General features: G+C 57.6%; 19 protein-coding genes. 10 read left to right on the forward strand and 9 right to left on the reverse strand.

What is annotated here, in order from left to right:
- Positions 1 to 27: 27 nt before the first annotated feature.
- Entirely contained in the window at positions 28 to 1,626 is a 1,599-nt protein-coding gene (locus AC2FJZ_RS18035; RefSeq protein WP_050605207.1) for a phosphoenolpyruvate carboxykinase, read from the reverse strand.
- A 342-nt stretch (positions 1,627 to 1,968) separates the two neighbouring features.
- Here AC2FJZ_RS18035 and AC2FJZ_RS18040 point away from each other — a divergent pair, with 342 nt between their 5' ends.
- From AC2FJZ_RS18040 to AC2FJZ_RS18070, 7 genes are read left to right on the forward strand one after another with little or no spacing between them, the layout of a single operon-like run.
- Positions 1,969 to 2,673: a response regulator transcription factor gene (locus tag AC2FJZ_RS18040; protein WP_050605206.1), complete on the forward strand. Its 705-nt coding sequence runs from the start codon at positions 1,969 to 1,971 to the stop codon at positions 2,671 to 2,673.
- Between the two features lie 58 nt (positions 2,674 to 2,731).
- On the forward strand, positions 2,732 to 4,423 hold the full coding sequence (locus AC2FJZ_RS18045; RefSeq protein WP_496779385.1) for an ATP-binding protein: 1,692 nt from the start codon (positions 2,732 to 2,734) through the stop codon (positions 4,421 to 4,423).
- A gap of 3 nt (positions 4,424 to 4,426) precedes the next feature.
- Positions 4,427 to 4,897 carry an HPr kinase/phosphorylase gene (locus tag AC2FJZ_RS18050; protein ID WP_496671129.1) on the forward strand — a complete coding sequence of 157 codons (471 nt, stop codon included), beginning with the start codon at positions 4,427 to 4,429 and terminating at the stop codon, positions 4,895 to 4,897.
- Positions 4,894 to 5,775, forward strand: a complete 882-nt coding sequence (rapZ, locus tag AC2FJZ_RS18055) for an RNase adapter RapZ (protein WP_496779371.1) — start codon at positions 4,894 to 4,896, stop codon at positions 5,773 to 5,775. Before AC2FJZ_RS18050 ends, rapZ begins: the two co-directional genes overlap by 4 nt.
- The gene (locus AC2FJZ_RS18060) at positions 5,772 to 6,164 is read left to right on the forward strand and encodes a PTS sugar transporter subunit IIA (protein ID WP_496671131.1); all 393 of its coding nucleotides are present in this window, start codon (positions 5,772 to 5,774) and stop codon (positions 6,162 to 6,164) included. The genes rapZ and AC2FJZ_RS18060 overlap by 4 nt, the downstream gene beginning before the upstream one ends.
- Before the next feature lie 16 nt (positions 6,165 to 6,180).
- Positions 6,181 to 6,450, forward strand: a complete 270-nt coding sequence (locus AC2FJZ_RS18065) for an HPr family phosphocarrier protein (RefSeq protein ID WP_050605202.1) — start codon at positions 6,181 to 6,183, stop codon at positions 6,448 to 6,450.
- A 40-nt stretch (positions 6,451 to 6,490) separates the two neighbouring features.
- Positions 6,491 to 7,390 (forward strand): lysophospholipid acyltransferase family protein, encoded by a 900-nt coding sequence (locus AC2FJZ_RS18070; protein WP_496671134.1) that lies wholly within the window; start codon positions 6,491 to 6,493, stop codon positions 7,388 to 7,390.
- 50 nt (positions 7,391 to 7,440) lie between these two features.
- On the opposite strand, the gene AC2FJZ_RS18075 is transcribed toward AC2FJZ_RS18070, so the two are convergent.
- Entirely contained in the window at positions 7,441 to 8,316 is an 876-nt protein-coding gene (locus AC2FJZ_RS18075) for a 3-hydroxybutyryl-CoA dehydrogenase (RefSeq protein ID WP_496671137.1), read from the reverse strand.
- A gap of 164 nt (positions 8,317 to 8,480) precedes the next feature.
- On the opposite strand from AC2FJZ_RS18075, the gene AC2FJZ_RS18080 reads away from it, so the two are divergent.
- The gene (locus AC2FJZ_RS18080) at positions 8,481 to 9,284 is read left to right on the forward strand and encodes a DUF6473 family protein (protein WP_496779372.1); all 804 of its coding nucleotides are present in this window, start codon (positions 8,481 to 8,483) and stop codon (positions 9,282 to 9,284) included.
- A gap of 52 nt (positions 9,285 to 9,336) precedes the next feature.
- Here the strand turns inward: AC2FJZ_RS18080 and AC2FJZ_RS18085 are convergent, their stop codons facing one another.
- The 6 genes from AC2FJZ_RS18085 to AC2FJZ_RS18110 all read right to left on the reverse strand — a co-directional run bounded on the left by AC2FJZ_RS18085 (position 9,337) and on the right by AC2FJZ_RS18110 (position 13,695).
- Positions 9,337 to 10,266, reverse strand: coding sequence for an electron transfer flavoprotein subunit alpha/FixB family protein (locus tag AC2FJZ_RS18085; RefSeq protein ID WP_496779373.1), 930 nt, complete (start codon positions 10,264 to 10,266; stop codon positions 9,337 to 9,339).
- Entirely contained in the window at positions 10,266 to 11,024 is a 759-nt protein-coding gene (locus AC2FJZ_RS18090) for an electron transfer flavoprotein subunit beta/FixA family protein (RefSeq protein ID WP_050605198.1), read from the reverse strand. The genes AC2FJZ_RS18085 and AC2FJZ_RS18090 overlap by 1 nt, the downstream gene beginning before the upstream one ends.
- A 272-nt stretch (positions 11,025 to 11,296) precedes the next feature.
- Complete coding sequence (locus AC2FJZ_RS18095; RefSeq protein ID WP_496779375.1) at positions 11,297 to 11,869, reverse strand: cob(I)yrinic acid a,c-diamide adenosyltransferase; 573 nt, start codon at positions 11,867 to 11,869, stop codon at positions 11,297 to 11,299.
- Positions 11,870 to 12,073: a twin transmembrane helix small protein gene (locus tag AC2FJZ_RS18100; protein WP_050605196.1), complete on the reverse strand. Its 204-nt coding sequence runs from the start codon at positions 12,071 to 12,073 to the stop codon at positions 11,870 to 11,872.
- Positions 12,074 to 12,150: 77 nt separating this feature from the next.
- Positions 12,151 to 12,978, reverse strand: a complete 828-nt coding sequence (locus tag AC2FJZ_RS18105; RefSeq protein ID WP_496779377.1) for an SDR family NAD(P)-dependent oxidoreductase — start codon at positions 12,976 to 12,978, stop codon at positions 12,151 to 12,153.
- A gap of 69 nt (positions 12,979 to 13,047) precedes the next feature.
- Positions 13,048 to 13,695 carry an SH3 domain-containing protein gene (locus tag AC2FJZ_RS18110; RefSeq protein WP_496779379.1) on the reverse strand — a complete coding sequence of 216 codons (648 nt, stop codon included), beginning with the start codon at positions 13,693 to 13,695 and terminating at the stop codon, positions 13,048 to 13,050.
- 205 nt (positions 13,696 to 13,900) lie between these two features.
- Here AC2FJZ_RS18110 and AC2FJZ_RS18115 point away from each other — a divergent pair, with 205 nt between their 5' ends.
- Entirely contained in the window at positions 13,901 to 16,249 is a 2,349-nt protein-coding gene (locus tag AC2FJZ_RS18115; protein WP_496779381.1) for a DNA topoisomerase IV subunit A, read from the forward strand.
- Between the two features lie 97 nt (positions 16,250 to 16,346).
- Positions 16,347 to 16,940 (forward strand): hypothetical protein, encoded by a 594-nt coding sequence (locus tag AC2FJZ_RS18120; protein ID WP_050605193.1) that lies wholly within the window; start codon positions 16,347 to 16,349, stop codon positions 16,938 to 16,940.
- An 8-nt stretch (positions 16,941 to 16,948) separates the two neighbouring features.
- Here the strand turns inward: AC2FJZ_RS18120 and AC2FJZ_RS18125 are convergent.
- On the reverse strand, positions 16,949 to 17,130 hold a 182-nt coding region (locus tag AC2FJZ_RS18125), incomplete at its 5' end, for a hypothetical protein (RefSeq protein WP_496671158.1).

Genomic DNA, 17,130 nt, shown 5'->3' on the forward strand with positions numbered 1-17,130 from the left:
CCCCCTGTTTTCTTTTCCAACGCCTTGTCAGCCAATTGCGACAGCTTTGATGTCGTCGTCAATGAACGGCAGGTATTGCTCAAAATTCTCAGCAAACATCTTAACCAGTTTCTCGGCCTGCTTGTCGAACGCGGCCTGATCGTCCCAGGTCCGGCGTGGGTCCAGCAGAACCTCGGCAACACCCGGTACAGAGACTGGTACGTCAAAGCCGAAATTTGCATCCTTGCGGAACTCGGCATCACGCAGCGAACCTTCCAGTGCGGCGGTCAGCAGGGCACGAGTGGCCCGGATCGGCATCCGGCTGCCCACGCCATAAGCACCACCTGTCCAGCCGGTATTCACCAGCCAGCAGGTCGCGCCGTGCTGGGCGATCTTGTCACGCAGCAGGTTGCCGTATTCTTCCGGCCTACGCGGCATGAACGGTGCGCCAAAGCAGGTCGAGAAGGTAGGTTGCGGTTCGGTGACGCCGCGTTCGGTCCCAGCAACCTTCGAGGTAAAGCCTGATAGGAAGTGATACATCGCCTGCGCCGGGGTCAGCCGCGCGATCGGCGGTAGAACACCAAATGCATCGCAGGTCAGCATGATGATGTTCTTGGGATGCCCCCCCAAGGCGCTGCTGGAGGCATTGGAAATGTACTCCAGCGGGTAGGCGCAACGCATGTTCGCGGTCAGCGAATCGTCGTCGAAATCCAGCTCTTTTGTTTCGGGATCGAAGACCATGTTTTCGATCACGGTGCCGAACTTGCTGGTGGTTGCATAGATTTCGGGCTCGGCCTCGGCGTTCAGGTTAATCGTCTTGGCATAGCACCCACCTTCGAAGTTGAAGGTACCGCGATCCGACCAGCCATGTTCGTCATCACCGATCAACACGCGTGACGGGTCGGCGGACAGGGTGGTCTTGCCGGTGCCAGACAGGCCGAAGAACACGGCGGTGTCGACCGGGTTGCCAACGGCGTGGTTGGCCGAGCAGTGCATCGGCATCACGCCTTTTTCGGGCAGCATGTAGTTCAGCAAAGTGAAAACGGACTTCTTGTTTTCACCAGCATATTCTGTGCCACCGATCAGGATCAGCTTGCGATCGAAGTTCAGGGCAATCACCGTTTCACTGCGGCAGCCGTGTTTTGCCGGGTCGGCCTGAAAGCTGGGGCAGTTGATGACGGTGAAGTCTGCGGTGAACTCGTCCAGATCCTCACGATCTGGTCTGCGCAGCAAGTGGCGGATGAACAGGTTGTGCCAGGCCAGCTCTGTGACCATTCGCACATTGATTGCGTATGCTGGGTCTGCGCCACCGACAAGGTCCTGCACGAAATAGTCGCGACCTTTCATATGGGTCAGCATGTCTTCGTACAGCGCGTCAAAGCCTTCGGGGCTCATCTCGGCGTTGTTTTCCCACCAGATGGTATCGACGACACTGTCGGTTTTGACGACGTGCTTGTCCTTGGGCGAGCGACCGGTGAATTTGCCGGTCGTGACCAGAAATGCGCCACCATTGCCAAGTGTACCTTCGCCGCGCTTCAGCGCTTCTTCGATCAGCGCCGGTTCCATGAAGTTATAATAGACATTGCCCAGACCCTCGATGCCCTGATCTTCGAGGCGAAATTGCGGGTTAACCCGTCCAGATGTCATGTGTGTCTTCTCCTGTGGCGGCGCACAAGGTATGACCCGGAAGCGCCATTGGGGCAGTGAGCCGGAAAACCGGCGGCTGGGCGCCTCTTATCACGGTCGTTTGGGGCATGAACAGGCGGGTTGACGCAGTTAGCGCAACCAAGTCCGGGTTTAGCGCCATCACAATTTCAATGTTCGAAATGCAGGCAGATTTTTGCGGGCATCAAGGCAAATATGCCGCAGACCTGCCGCAACAAAGGCACGATTCGAGGTTACGGATTGATTCGGCGTCTTAAAACCGCCAACAATGCCTTACAAATAAGCGAATTATTGCGTGAGTGAGCAGGAATAGGGGTGAGCCCGATGTCAAAGATTGCACTGGTGGATGACGACAGAAACATTCTGACGTCCGTATCCATGACGCTCGAAGCCGAAGGTTTCGAGGTTGAAACTTATAATGATGGCCAGGCCGCGTTGGATGCGTTCAACAAAAAGCTGCCGGACATGGCCGTGCTCGATATCAAGATGCCGCGCATGGATGGCATGGATCTGCTGCAGCGGCTGCGTCAGAAAACGCAGATGCCAGTGATCTTCCTGACGTCGAAAGATGATGAAATCGACGAAGTTCTGGGCCTGCGCATGGGCGCGGATGACTATGTGAAAAAGCCCTTTTCGCAACGGTTGCTGGTGGAACGCATCCGGGCATTGCTGCGTCGGCAAGAGGCGACAACCGGTGATGCGGTTGCAGCCAACAGTAATGATACAAAAGTCATGGAGCGCGGCGACTTGCGAATGGACCCGCTGCGCCATGCGGTCAGCTGGAGAGGGAATGATGTGTCCCTGACCGTGACCGAGTTCCTTCTGCTGCAGGCGCTTGCCCAGCGTCCTGGCTTTGTCAAAAGCCGCGATCAACTGATGGATGTGGCCTATGACGATCAAGTTTATGTGGACGACCGAACGATCGACAGCCACATTAAACGCCTACGCAAGAAGATGCGCGCGGCCGACCCCGAGTTTTCGGCGATCGAAACCCTGTATGGGATCGGTTACCGGTACAACGAAGAATAGGCGCGACGACTGCAAGAGGTAATGGGCTCTCGTGCGCGACACTGAAGAAGCCACAGAAATGCGCGACGGCGATGTCGTTCTCGGGGATGATTGGGTCATCCCCCAAGATTCCGAGTCCGCCGAGCTTAGGGAGAAGAGGTCCCGGAGAAGCCTGTATTCTCTGCGCGGCTCACCCTTGGCGCGCAAGATCATCACCTTCAACCTGATCGCCCTGGTCATTCTGGTCACTGGGCTGCTCTATCTGGACGATTCGCGGAAAGAGAAGGTGCAGCAGACCGCACGCAATCTGCTGGGCGATGCGCAGCTGGTCAGCAACGTCTTTGAAACCCAGCTGCGCCAAGGTGCTCAAAGCACGCCCCAAAATGCTGGAAGCTTGGACGTCAAAGATACGCTTTCAGGGCTGACGTTGCCCGAAGGCGGTGAAGTTTTTGTATACGACGCAAGTGGTACATTGATCGGTTGGACACGTGGAGCGCCGCAGGCATCCGAAATGCCGGTTCTACTACGCTCTGATTCTGACTTGCAGACCGGCAGTACTGTAATCAGCGACACGTTGAACGCGGTTTGGATCGGTTTGTCCAAACTGTTCAATTGGTCGACCGAAGCAGAATTCCCGACATTGGCGCAGCGCGTGCAGGCAATCATTCCGCAGGCGCTTGCGGGACAAGCGCAGGTTCAGGCGGTTTCGGACGAGGCTGGTGAAACGGTGATCGTTGCCGCTGCCCCAATCCTATCCGAAAATAGCTTTGCCGGAGCCGTTGCAATCACAGGCCCGGCAGGTGAGATCGACGCACTTGCCCGCCGCGAACAGGAACGTATCCTTCAGATGTTCGTGGTGGCCCTGCTGGTTTCTGTGGGCCTGAGCCTTGTGCTCGCCTCGACCATCGCCAACCCGTTGGCGGATCTAGCGGCGGCGGCTGAAATGGGCAAGGACCGGGGCACAGGGGTCAATCCCGGTCGCATCCGCATTCCGGACCTCAGTGCGCGCCCGGACGAGATTGGACGGCTCAGCCGCGCCCTGCGCGGTATGGTGACTGCGCTCTATAATCGGATAGACGCAAACGAACAGTTTGCCGCTGACGTGGCGCATGAAATCAAAAATCCGCTGGCCAGCCTGCAATCTGCAGTTGGCACGCTGCGCATGGTCAAGCGTGAGGACCAAAAAGACAAGTTGCTGGACGTGATTGAACATGATGTCCGGCGTCTTGACCGTCTGGTCAGCGATATTTCGAACGCGTCGCGTCTGGATGCGGAATTGGTCAAGGAAGAAGAGCAGCCCTTTGATCTGCTTAAATTGCTGGGCAATCTGGGTCAGTACTTGGGTGAAGATGCCCGATCCAAAGGCATCGATTACATCACCGACCTGCCGCCAGAACCGATCATCATTGACGGACTCGAAGCCCGGCTGGCGCAGGTTTTCGTGAACCTCATTACCAACGCCATATCCTTTTGCGAGGAAAACGACGCCATTCGCGTCTGGGTTCGTCAGCGCGACAACCGCGTGCTTGTCGTGGTCGAAGACACCGGGCCGGGCATCCCCGAGCAGGCACTGACCAAAGTGTTCAAGCGCTTCTACTCGCAACGTCCGGCAGAGCATTTCGGTAACAACTCGGGCCTTGGGCTTGCGATCTCGAAGCAGATCGTCGAGGCACATGGCGGTGTGATCTGGGCCGAGAACATCCGCCCGACCGAGGCCGATATCACTTCGGATCCGCTGGGTGCGCGCTTTGTGGTGGGGTTGCCCGTTTAACCGATGCAAGCCGCTTTGCTGTCAAACGCCAAAGACCGGGACAAGGCGTGTATTCACGCCTCCTGCGTGTCTGTTGCCGGACGAGGGATGTTGGCTATCGGAGCTTCAGGCACGGGGAAATCCGGGCTGATGTTGCAGATGATGGCCTATGGCGCAGAGCTTGTTGCAGATGACCGCGTGACCCTTGAAATGCGCGGCGATCAGGTCTTCGCATCCGCTGTCCCGCAAATCCGCGGCTTGATCGAGGCGCGCCATATCGGCCTGCTCATGGCCCGGACGACCGGGGCGGTACCATTGGATTATGTGGTGGATCTGGATCAAAGCGAACCCAAGCGCTTGCCCGAACAGGTCACCGTTCAGGTCCTGAGGCAAACTGTTCCCTTGCTTCGAGGTGCGGGTGTCCCCAATTTGGCTGCAGCGTTGATGCAGTTGCTAAGAGATGGGCGTGTAAATCCGGAATGGCCGACAACATGACTTCACAACGGAGGATCGTATTGGTCACTGGCCCTTCCGGGGCAGGCCGGTCCACCGCTATCCATGTGCTGGAAGATCTTGGTTTTGAGGCCATTGATAACCTGCCGATGGGGCTGCTACTGCGTCTGCTCGATAGTGCAGACAGCGACCGTCCGATGGCGCTGGGCGTTGATGCCCGCAATCGGGACTTCTCGACAATCGGATTTATTGAGCTTGCCGAAAAGCTGGGCCGGATGGCGCACGTGGATCTGACCGTTTTGTATCTGGATTGCAGCGATGACGTCCTGCTGCGTCGGTTTTCGGAAACCCGCCGCCGTCACCCGGTCGCAAGAAATGCCGGCCCCGAAACCGGCATCCAGCGCGAAAAAGAACTGTTGACCCCGATCCGCGAGATTGCGGATACGCTGATCGATACCAGTCTTCTGAACGTCCATCATTTGCGCGAAGAGGTCGAGACCTGGTTTGCCCCCAAAGGCGGGCGGCACCTTGCGGTCTCGATCGAATCCTTCTCGTATAAGCGCGGGCTGCCGCGCGGGCTGGATATGGTGTTCGATTGCCGGTTCCTTGCCAATCCCTATTGGCGCCCAGAACTGCGTGCGGCGGATGGTCGACACCCGTACGTCGCGCACTATGTGCAATCGGACACAACCTATTTGCCGTTTTTTGACCGCGTGATGGATTTGCTGACCTTGTTGATGCCCGCATTTCGGGCCGAAGGCAAAGCGCATTTGTCTGTGGCCTTTGGGTGTACCGGAGGGCAACACAGATCTGTTGCAATGGCAGAAGCAGTCGCAAATGCCCTTGCAGAGGGCGGTCAGCAAGTGGCAATTAGACATCGCGAGATGGAACGCCGGACGTTGAATGTGAGGTCGGATTGATCGGAATCGTGATCGTTGCGCATGGGGGATTGGCCCGGGAATACCTGGCCGCTACTCAGCATGTGGTCGGGCAGCAACCCGGTCTGATGGCTATCGCCATCGAAGCCGAGCACGACCGCGATGAAAAACAGGCCGAGATCTGCCAAGCCGCCGACAGCGTGGACATGGGCGATGGGGTTGTTGTCGTCACAGATCTGTTTGGAGGAAGCCCGTCGAATCTCAGCCTAAGGGCCTGCACCCCTCAGGATCGGCGGATTCTTTATGGTGCGAACCTGCCTATGCTGATCAAATTGGCCAAAAGCCGCCACCTGCCCATCGGCGATGCCGTGCGTCAGGCCATGGAGGCTGGACGGAAATACATAAATGCACAAAATGTGACATTGGAATGAAACCGGATTGACGACTATGACCAACCGAAGCTTTAAAATTATCAATGAAAAGGGCCTGCACGCCCGCGCCTCGGCTAAGCTGGTCGAAGTCGTGGAAGGGTTTGATGCCCATGCCGAGGTGTCAAAAGACGGACTTTCTGCCTCAGGCGACAGTATCATGGGTCTTTTGATGTTGGCAGCATCGCGCGGAACAACTATTGACGTCGAGACGTCCGGGCCGGATGCTGAGGCATTGGCAGAAGCTCTGGAAACGCTTGTGAACGACAAGTTCGGAGAGGGGTTCTAAAGCCACCCCGCCGGGACAGGAAGAACGGGAAGACCAGGAATTGGCGGAAACGACGCACGAGACCAAGACAAGCCCGGTGGTGGATGGGACCGCGGATCAGGGCGAGATCTACGACCGTAGAACTCTGACCTATGCGAACTCGTTTGACGATGCCTGGACTTCGACCGCCATTCGGGCCATCGAATGGTGCACTGGTAAGCTGACCATTCTGCGTATGGTCAACAAGTTCGAAAGAAAGAACGAATACTATCGCGGCCAGCGGTTTTGGGGTGGTGCCCTCAAGACTATGGGAATCGACCTGACCACACCGCAAGAACAGATTGCCCGCATTCCCAAAACCGGCCCTGTCGTGGTTGTTGCCAACCATCCGCACGGTATGGTCGACGGTATGATCCTGGCTGAGCTGATCGGACAGGTACGCAGCGATTATCGTATTCTGACCCGCTCGGTCCTGACCGGTCTTGATGAGGCCGCGACATCTTTCATGATCCCGGTTCCTTTCCCGCACGACCCCGAGGCACAGGCCAAAATGCTGGAGATGCGTGGTAAGGCCATGGAACACCTGAAGAACGGCGGTGTAGTGGCCCTGTTTCCGTCGGGTGTGGTGATGTCTTCGGACAGCTGGTTTGGCCCTGCTATCGAGCGAGAATGGAACGTGTTCACGGCCAAGATGATCCGCCGCTCGGGCGCGCAGGTGGTGCCGATTTTCTTCCCGGGCAGAAACTCGCGCTCGTACCAGATCGCCAACAAATTGTCGCCGATCCTGCGACAGGGACTGCTGCTGCATGAGATCGTCCGGTCCTGCAATAAACCGCAGTCGCCAGTCATCGGCGATCCGATCTCAGATCAGGACATGGAACTGCTAGAGCGCGACCCGCGTGGTTTCATGACCTGGCTCAGAAACCACACCATGGCTCTGGTGAAATCAAGCAAAACCTGATCAGCGCTCTTTCGGGCTAATTATCCCGGGTTGGGGGGCTGGCCCCCGCACTACCGGGTCGGAACCGGAATCTCACCGCGATAGTCATAGAATCCACGTTCGGTCTTGCGGCCCAACCAGCCAGCCTCGACATATTTCGTCAGCAGCGGACAGGGGCGGTACTTAGTATCGGCCAGCCCATCATGCAAGACGTTCATGATTGCCAGGCAGGTGTCCAGTCCGATGAAATCCGCCAGTTCCAGCGGCCCCATGGGATGATTCGCGCCCAGCTTCATCGATTGGTCGATGGACTGTACGCTTCCGACCCCTTCATACAGCGTATAAACGGCCTCATTGATCATCGGCATCAGGATCCGGTTGACGATGAAGGCCGGGAAATCTTCGGCGCTGGCGGCCGTTTTACCAAGGCGATCGACCACGACCTTACAGGCGCTGAAGGTTTCTTCGTCGGTGGCAATGCCGCGGATCAGTTCCACCAGTTGCATGACAGGCACCGGGTTCATGAAGTGAAAGCCCATGAACCGCTCTGGCCGGTCGGTGCGGCTGGCCAGGCGTGTGATTGAAATGGACGATGTGTTCGACGTCAAAATCGTATGTGGCAGCAGATGTGGTTGCAGGTCTTCGAAGATTGCCTGTTTGATTGTCTCCCGCTCTGTCGCGGCCTCGATGACCAGATCGGTCTGACCAATACGGGGCAGTTCCAACGTAGTCGCGATCCGTTCTAAGGCGGCCTGCATGTCGTCGTCGCTGATCTTGCCGCGAGAGGCTTGGCGCGCCATGTTGCCTTCGATAATAGTCACGGCGTTATTCAACGCGTCCTGGCTGACATCGTTCAGCAAGACCTCGTATCCCGCCAATGCCAGAACGTGGGCAATCCCATTGCCCATCTGACCCGCGCCAATTACTCCGACCGATTGTATTTCCATGACCAGCTGCCTCTGCCCTGAAGGTTATCGCGACAGTATCGGCAGAGCGGGGCAGGCGGCAAGGGGATCGAACCTGTCAATTTCGCTTTAAATGCGCGCATTAGGGTTTTCTCAACACCTGAGGCCGCAAGATGGCAACTGGGTGAGAAAATGGGGGGCTTGATATGAGCTTTCATCAATCTGGCGGCGGAGGAGAGGCCGCCTGTCAATACAAGGGATCCAAGTTGTGGTTTAGGGGGCCACCGGGTGAATTGGGCAAGCCATATGTGGCCTGCCTGGGGGGAGAGGAAACCTTTGGCCGGTTTGTGGAGCATCCGTTTCCAGCCGAGCTTGGGAAACGGTTGAAGCTGCCCTGCATCAATTTCGGCAGCCTTTTTTGTGGTGTTGAGGCCATGCTGGGGGATCCCGCACTATTGAAGCTGGTAAAAGCGTCAGAGATTTGCGTATTGCAGGCACCCGATCTGCCGTGCCAGTCGAACCGGTTCTACCGGGTGCATCCGCGCCGCAATGATCGTTTCTTGGAGCCCTCGCACGATCTGGTACAACTATATCCGGAGGTCGATTTCACGGAAGTCCATTTCGTGCGGCATCTGTTGGATCGGCTGCGCACTAACCAAGACGCCCGTTTCGAAATTGTCGCGCAAGAGCTGCGAGACGCTTGGTTGCGCGCTTGTTCAGAATTGATACGCCGCATAAAGCCGCCGGTCATTCTGCTTTGGCTGCATGTGCAGAGGCAGACGGGTATGCATAGCGATCCTGTCTTACCGGATGCCGCGATGATCGAACAGCTTCGGCCCCTCTGTACCAGCGTTGTTGAATGCTCGGTTCGCGTGGCGGCGGAGTCAGATGCGTTGGAGGACGTGTTGTTTGGGACGTTGCAACAGCCGATGGCTGAGCATGTGATCGGCCCGTCTGCGCACAGAGAGATTGCCGGGAAACTGTTACCTGTTTTGCGCGACCTGAACTGAAAAGGCCCGCCTTTTGGCGGGCCTTTGAAGACGTGTTGTCAAAATCTTGGGTTTAGCCGAGTTTTTCGGTGAGTTCCGGCACGGCCTGGAACAGGTCTGCAACCAGTCCGAAGTCGGCGACCTGGAAGATCGGCGCTTCTTCGTCTTTGTTGATCGCCACGATGACCTTTGAGTCCTTCATGCCAGCCAGGTGCTGGATCGCGCCCGAGATGCCAACAGCGACATACAGGTCCGGTGCAACAACCTTACCGGTCTGACCTACCTGCCAGTCGTTCGGAGCATAGCCCGAGTCAACAGCGGCGCGTGATGCGCCTACAGCAGCGCCCAGCTTGTCGGCCAGACCCTCGATCAGTTTGAAGTCCTCTTCCGAACCGACACCACGGCCGCCCGAGACAACAACACCGGCCGAGGTCAGTTCCGGACGGTCGCTTTCGGCGACCTTGTCCTCGACCCAGGACGACAGACCCGGGTTGTCGCCGACCGAGATGGTTTCAACCGCCGCCGAGCCACCTTCACCCGCTGCGTCAAAGCTGGCGGTACGCAGGGTGACAACCTTTTTGGCGTCGTTCGATTTCACCGTCTGAACCGCGTTGCCCGCGTAGATCGGGCGCTCGAAGGTCGAACCATCGACCACGCCGGACGCATCCGAGATTACCATGACATCCAGCAGCGCGGCCACGCGCGGCATCACGTTCTTGGCGTCGGTGGTGGCAGGGGCAACGATATGCTCGTACCCATCAGCCAGACCCACGATCAGGGCTGCGGTTGATTCCGCCAGGCGATGACCCAGCGAGGCATCTTCGGCCACCAGAACCTTGGACACGCCATCGATCTTGGCGGCGGCTTCCCCAGCAGCGGCGGCAGAGCCACCGGCTGCCAGAATGGTGATGTCACCCAGTGTTTTCGCAGCGGTCACGGCCTTTGCGGTCGCATCCAGCGCCAGTTCACCGTTGTTGACTTCGGCAAGCAGAAGTACAGCCATTACACAGCCCCCGCTTCTTTGAGTTTCTCGACCAGCTCGTCGACCGAGCCCACAACGATACCAGCAGCGCGCGCCGGGGGTTCGTCGGTTTTGACAATCTCCAGACGCGGCGTGACGTCGACGCCGTAATCGGCGGCGGTTTTCTCGTCCAGCGGCTTTTTCTTCGCCTTCATGATGTTGGGCAGCGACGCATAGCGCGGCTCGTTCAGGCGCAGATCGACGGTCACGATGGTCGGCATCTTGACGCTGATGGTCTGCAGGCCGCCATCCACCTCGCGGGTGATCCGGGCAGCGTCGCCTTCGATGTCCAGCTCGGACGCGAAGGTGCCTTGCGACCAACCCAGCAGGGCCGACAGCATCTGGCCCGTGGCGTTCATGTCGTTGTCGATCGCCTGCTTGCCCGCCAGGACGATGCCCGGCTGCTCTTCCTCAACCACTTTGGCCAGGATTTTGGCCACGGCCAGAGGCTCGATATCAGTGTGTACGTCGTCAGCCGCTACAACCAGGATGGCGCGGTCTGCACCCATGGCCAGCGCGGTGCGCAGGGTTTCCTGCGCCTGCTTCACACCAATCGAAACGGCAACGACTTCGTCAGCCTTGCCTGCTTCTTTCAGGCGAATCGCCTCTTCAACAGCAATCTCGTCGAACGGGTTCATCGACATTTTGACATTGGCGAGATCAACACCGCTACCGTCCGCTTTCACGCGGACCTTCACATTGTAGTCAATCACGCGCTTGACAGGCACCAGTACCTTCATTGTAGCGCTTTCTCCTCAAAAAAACGGTAAGCCGCGAAGGCGACTCCACCAATGCTCTCGAGGGACTAGATAGCGCCTGCCGCAGTGGCGCAACAGAGCAAAATCGTCACGTCATGCCGCCGGGACGTCGCGTTTCGCAATTTTTTTTGCTTTGAGGCGAAAGATTGTTACCCACAGAATTGGTATTTCGTGGTCAGCAGTTCACGCCCAGCCTTCTGGCTGGGGCTTCGCCTTTCCGGTCGCTATGGTGTCCACTGGCCACCGCGCCGCCATCAGCGGTTCGCGCCCGGAACCCACAAGACGTCGTCTTTCCCGTCGGTGTTTGCGCAACGGGCGGCCACAAAGAACCAGTCGCTCAGCCGGTTGAGATATTTGACAGCTACGGCGTTGACGGGCTCTATATTCGTCAGTTCGACGGCCAGACGTTCTGCCCGGCGCGATACGGTGCGGCACACGTGCAGTTGCGCGGCCAGACGCGAGCCACCGGGCAGGATGAAGCTGCGCAGCGGTTCCAGCGCTTCGTTCATTGCATCAATCTCGGCCTCGAGCCGGTCGATCTGAGAAAGTACGACGCGCAGGGGCGGATAGTCGGCCTCGGCATCCTTATCCATATCGGGACGGCAGAAATCCGCGCCCAAATCGAACAGGTCATTCTGAATGCGAGACAATGCTGCGTCGACTTCACCTTCGGCTTCGGACCGGGCCACGCCCACAAAGGCGTTCAATTCATCCACCGTGCCATAGGCGGCAACGCGGCCTGCGTATTTGGCCACACGTTCACCATTGCCCAGGGCCGTTTTGCCGTCGTCGCCTGTGCGCGTATAAATCTTGTTGAGAACGACCATTTATTGCACCCCTTGTCCGCGCAGATAGACGAAAAGCACGATCAGCACCACGGCAATGAACTGAAAGAGGATGCGCAGCCGCATCATCTTGTTGCTTTTCTTTGCAGCTTCCATGCCGCCTTTGCCGAAATTCGCGATGCCTAAGGCCAACACAACGACAACCGCCGCCATGGCTAAAAGCAGAACGACCATCAAAAGGTCCATTACAAGTCACCGTCCGGTTTTTTCGATTATGCCCCATCTAGCGTCAGGGCGTCAAAAAGCGAACGGGAAATTTCGTCTCAGATGTCTGACAGTATGCGGTCGGTGGCCTTAGTGGGCAAAACTCGGCGCAGAACGCCGGCGATGTAGGTCGGCGTCGTCACGTAATAGCGCGGCTTCGGGCGCCGGGCTTCTACCGCGTAAGCCAGTTTGTCAGTCACGGCTGAGGCGGGCAGCTCGAATCGATCTGGGCCGTTGCTTTCATAGAGCCGTTTCAACAGCGAGGCTTCGTATTTTGCACGTAGGGCCGAGTTTTCCCAATCAATGAATCTTTCGAACATCGGGATTGCTTTTTCCCTGAGTTTCGAGGTGATTGGTCCAGGTTCGATCAGGACGACGTGAATCCCGGTATCGCGCAACTCCAACCGCATCGTATCGGTCAAGCCCTCGATGGCGTATTTGGTGGCGACATAGGCTCCGCGCCAGGGAAAGGCGACAAGGCCCAGAACCGAAGAACACTGAACAATTCGGCCATGGCCCTGTTCCCGCATGACGGGAATCACTTGGCGTGTCAGCTCATGCCATCCGAAGACATTGGTTTCAAAGATATGGCGCAATCCGTCGGTTGGAACGTCTTCGACCGCCCCTGGCAGACCATGGGCGCCGTTGTTGAACAGGGCATCCAGAGTACCGCCCGTGGCCTCAAGCACAGATGATAATCCTGACGTGATGCTTTCGGTGTCGGTATAGTCGATTCTGGGGCTTTCAAAGCCTTGCGCACGCAAACGATCGCAATCGCGTTGTTGACGGCAGGACGCAAAGACACGCCAGCCGCGTGCACGCATTCCGTGTGCTGCATCCAGGCCTATTCCAGAAGAGCATCCTGTAATGAGTATCGATTTCTGCATGAGCCTTCCGAACCTGAACCCCACCCATAGCTATGGCGGGGTTTGTGGCAGGGCAATGATGCTCGGACGTCAGTTTGTTGTTTTCCGGACAAGTGATGCCGAAATCCATCCAACTTGTTGCTCGGGCAACACGCGTAGGCGTAACCACCCTGTGCCCGATTCGCTCAAGACTTCGACCTGCTGGCCAATGCGAGCCTTGCCGATGATTGGGTAGATGGTCCCAGGGCCGTCGCGCAAATTTACGCGGGTGCCCGAAATCTCGCGAATGTCTTTTGGGGCTTCAAGGGGCGCGGGCAGGTCAACGGTTGGCAACTCAGCATCGGTCGCAACCTGTTCAAGCGAAGACACGCCTTCTTCCAGAGAAGCCAAGGTCAGGGTCACGTTTTCATCGCTAAAAAGCGAAGGATTCGCCCTCAGCCCTGCTGCGACCTGCGACAGCAGTGCTTTGGTTTCCTCCTCACCAAGTTGGGCCGTGGCTTCATCCGGCTCCACAGTGGGTTCGGATGTAGGTAAGGGTACATGTTCGGGCTGGATGGATGTTTTTTTTACCAGACTCGTCGCTGGTGCGGTTTCGATAACAGGGCGGACTGGTTTCGGCGCAACAGCAACACGTTCCGGTTCGGCTTCGCGTATGCCGCGCGGTTCGAAGTCGGGACCTCCACTCATCACGTAAAAGGTCCAGCCAAGAGCGGCAAAGGTAACTAGCAACAGGCGCATTGTGGCCATCCCCCAATGGTAATCGTAACATCAATAAAAAGGCAGCAGTTCAATTGATGAAAGCTTACCATATTTTCAGCGATGAGTCGAAAAACGGGGGAAAACAACCACCTGTCTCCCCCTGTTGCAAAAAGCGCGACTTGTCCCCAGCTAAATACCTGCTGCTTGCTTTACCAAGACGCGCTTGCGTCGTATCACATCATATATGAACGATACCATCGACGACCCCAACATGGAGACCCCTGAGAATGGGGGCGAGATAGCCGAACCGCTCCGCCGCGCGATTGGCGAACGCTATCTGACCTATGCTCTGTCCACCATCATGCACCGGGCCTTGCCCGACGCGCGTGACGGTTTGAAGCCGGTTCACCGGCGAATCCTCTATGCGATGAGAGAGCTGCGACTAAGCGCAACCGGAGGATTCCGTAAGTCGGCCAAGATTTCGGGCGACGTGATGGGTAACTATCACCCGCACGGCGATGCTGCGATCTATGACGCGATGGCGCGCCTGGCGCAGGATTTCAACGTCCGTTACCCGCTGGTCGACGGGCAGGGGAACTTTGGCAATATCGACGGCGACAACCCGGCGGCCTCACGTTACACCGAGGCGCGGATGACCATCGTGGCCGAAGCGCTGCTTGAGGGTCTGAACGAAGACGCCGTCGACTTCCGCGACAACTATGACGGCACACTGACCGAACCGGTCGTGCTGCCAGCGCAGTTTCCGAACCTGCTGGCCAATGGGTCCAGCGGCATCGCGGTCGGGATGGCGACAAATATTCCGCCGCACAATATCACGGAACTCTGCGACGCCTGTCTGCATCTGATCAAGACGCCGGATGCGCGCGACGATACGCTGTTGAACTACGTCCCCGGTCCGGATTTCCCCACCGGCGGTGTCATTGTCGAACCGTCCGAGAATATCGCGCAGGCCTATCGCACCGGGCGCGGGTCGTTCCGCCTGCGCTGTAAGTTCGAGGTCGAGGATCTGGGCCGTGGTCAGTGGCAGATCGTGGTCACCGAGATCCCCTATCAGGTTCAGAAATCCAAGCTGATCGAAAAGATCGCGGAACTGATCCAGACCAAAAAAATCCCGATCCTCGCCGATGTCCGTGACGAATCTGCTGATGACATCCGCCTGATCCTCGAGCCGCGTTCCAAGAACGTGGACCCCGAGGTGCTGATGGGAATGCTCTATCGCAACTCGGACCTTGAGGTGCGGTTCAGCCTGAACATGAACGTGCTGATCGACGGTGTGACGCCCAAGGTCTGCTCGATGAAGGAAGTTCTGCGTGCCTTCCTTGATCACCGGCAAGAGGTGCTGCTGCGCCGATCGCGTCATCGCATGGCCAAGATCGACCATCGCTTGGAAGTGTTGGAGGGCTTTATCGTTGCCTTCCTGAACCTCGACCGTGTGATCGACATCATCCGCTACGACGACGACCCCAAGGCGGCGCTGATGCGCGAGGATTGGGGCATCGACCACGTCCGCGCGACCAGCGAGGCCGACTATGTCTCGCCGAAACCGGGCGAGGGCGAGCTGTCCGAGGTTCAGGTCGACGCCATCCTTAACATGCGTCTGCGTAGCCTGCGCCGTCTGGAAGAGATGGAGCTGGTTCGCGAACGTGACGCGCTGATGGAAGAGCGCGCCAATCTCGAAGACCTGCTTGCTGATCCGGCGCTGCAATGGGCCAAGATTGCAGAGCAGCTGAAAGAGACCAAGAAGACCTTTGGCAAAGACTACGAAGGCGGTGCGCGTCGGTCTCAATTCGCCGAGGCGGGTCAGGTCGAGGAAGTGCCGCTTGAGGCGATGATCGACAAGGAACCGATCACGGTTGTCTGCTCTGAGATGGGTTGGATTCGCGCCATGACCGGCCATATCGACCTGAAGCGCGAGTTGAAGTTCAAGGATGGCGACGGCCCGCGTTTCATCTTCCATGCGGAAACCACCGACCGCTTGCTGGTGTTTGCCTCGAACGGGCGATTCTACACGCTCAGCGCCGCGAATCTGCCCGGTGGGCGAGGCATGGGAGAGCCGCTGCGCCTGATGGTCGATCTGCCGAACGAAGCGCAGATCATTGACATCCTGATCCACAAACCGGGGCGCAAGCTGCTGGTGGCATCAGATGCAGGCAATGGCTTCATGGTGCCCGAGGATGACGTACTGGCCCAGACCCGCAACGGTAAACAGGTGCTGAACGTCAAAAGTGGCGAAACGGCTATGATCTGCAAACCGGTTGCAGGGAACCATGTGGCCGTGGTGTCTCAGAACGGCAAGTTCCTTGTGTTCCCGGCAGAAGAGCTGCCCGAGATGACTCGTGGCAAGGGCGTACGACTGCAGAAATACAACATGGCGCGGGGGCGACAGGGCACGCTGGAACTGGATGGCGGGTTGTCGGATATTACGACCTTCAATTGGGAAGAGGGCCTGAAATGGTCAATGGGTGGTGACAAGACTAGACACGAGGCGGATATGACCCAGTGGCTGGCCAAGCGCGCGAGCGTCGGGAAAAAGCCGCCCTATGGCTTCCCACGGGACTATAAATTTTCGTGATCTGGCGGCCACAACAGTCAATTTCTGCCGATACGACTTTGCACAGGCCGTGTCGGTGCGCTACATCCCGTAAAACAGGCCTATCGAGAAGAGACACATGTTGCGAATTCTGACCCTGATTACCGGATTGGCCCTGATGGGCGCGTGTACGCAGACGCAGGTGTACGAAGAACCCGAGAGCCTTGGGGAATTCAAACTGCGCGTGAATTACGCTTTTGCTGAAAAAGCAAAAAAAGGACCGGTGTCGCGGGACGCCACTCCAAAGGAGTGGGAGGATGCCATTCAAAACGCGGTGGACATTCGTCTGGGTCGCTACGTGGGCGCACAGGAATATGACATCGGTATCAGTCTTGAAGGCTATATGCTGGCCCCTCCCGGCGTGCCCGTGATCTATAATCCAAAAAGCACGGCAATTGTTCTGGTGAACGTCTACGACGTCCGCAAGAAAGAGTTCCTGGCCAAGGGCAAACAGTTTCAGGTTCTTGAAGACACAACCGGTGAAAGTGCTTTGGCCGGCTCGGGTCACACCCGCACGAGAGAAGAGCAAATGGACGGTCTTGCACTGAAAGTTGCCGACCGAGTCGAAGAATGGCTGGCCGAAGAACACAAGGAAAACGGCTGGTTCGACCGACGGCCTGACCTGATCCAGCCGCTGGAATCTGTCGAACTCACTCAAAATCCGGCGTCTTAGCTCGCTTTTCAGGCAGGATGTGCTTGATTTTCCCCTTTGAACCAAATATCTCGCGCGCGCAGATGTAACCACGGGACCAAGGGTCCCCCAAATCGCAAAAGGGCGCCTGAGGAATGGCAAAGGAAAAGTTTGAGCGTAATAAGCCGCACGTCAACATCGGCACGATTGGCCACGTTGACCATGGTAAAAC

It is taken from the genome of Ruegeria sp. CDSA079 (assembly GCF_059612245.1).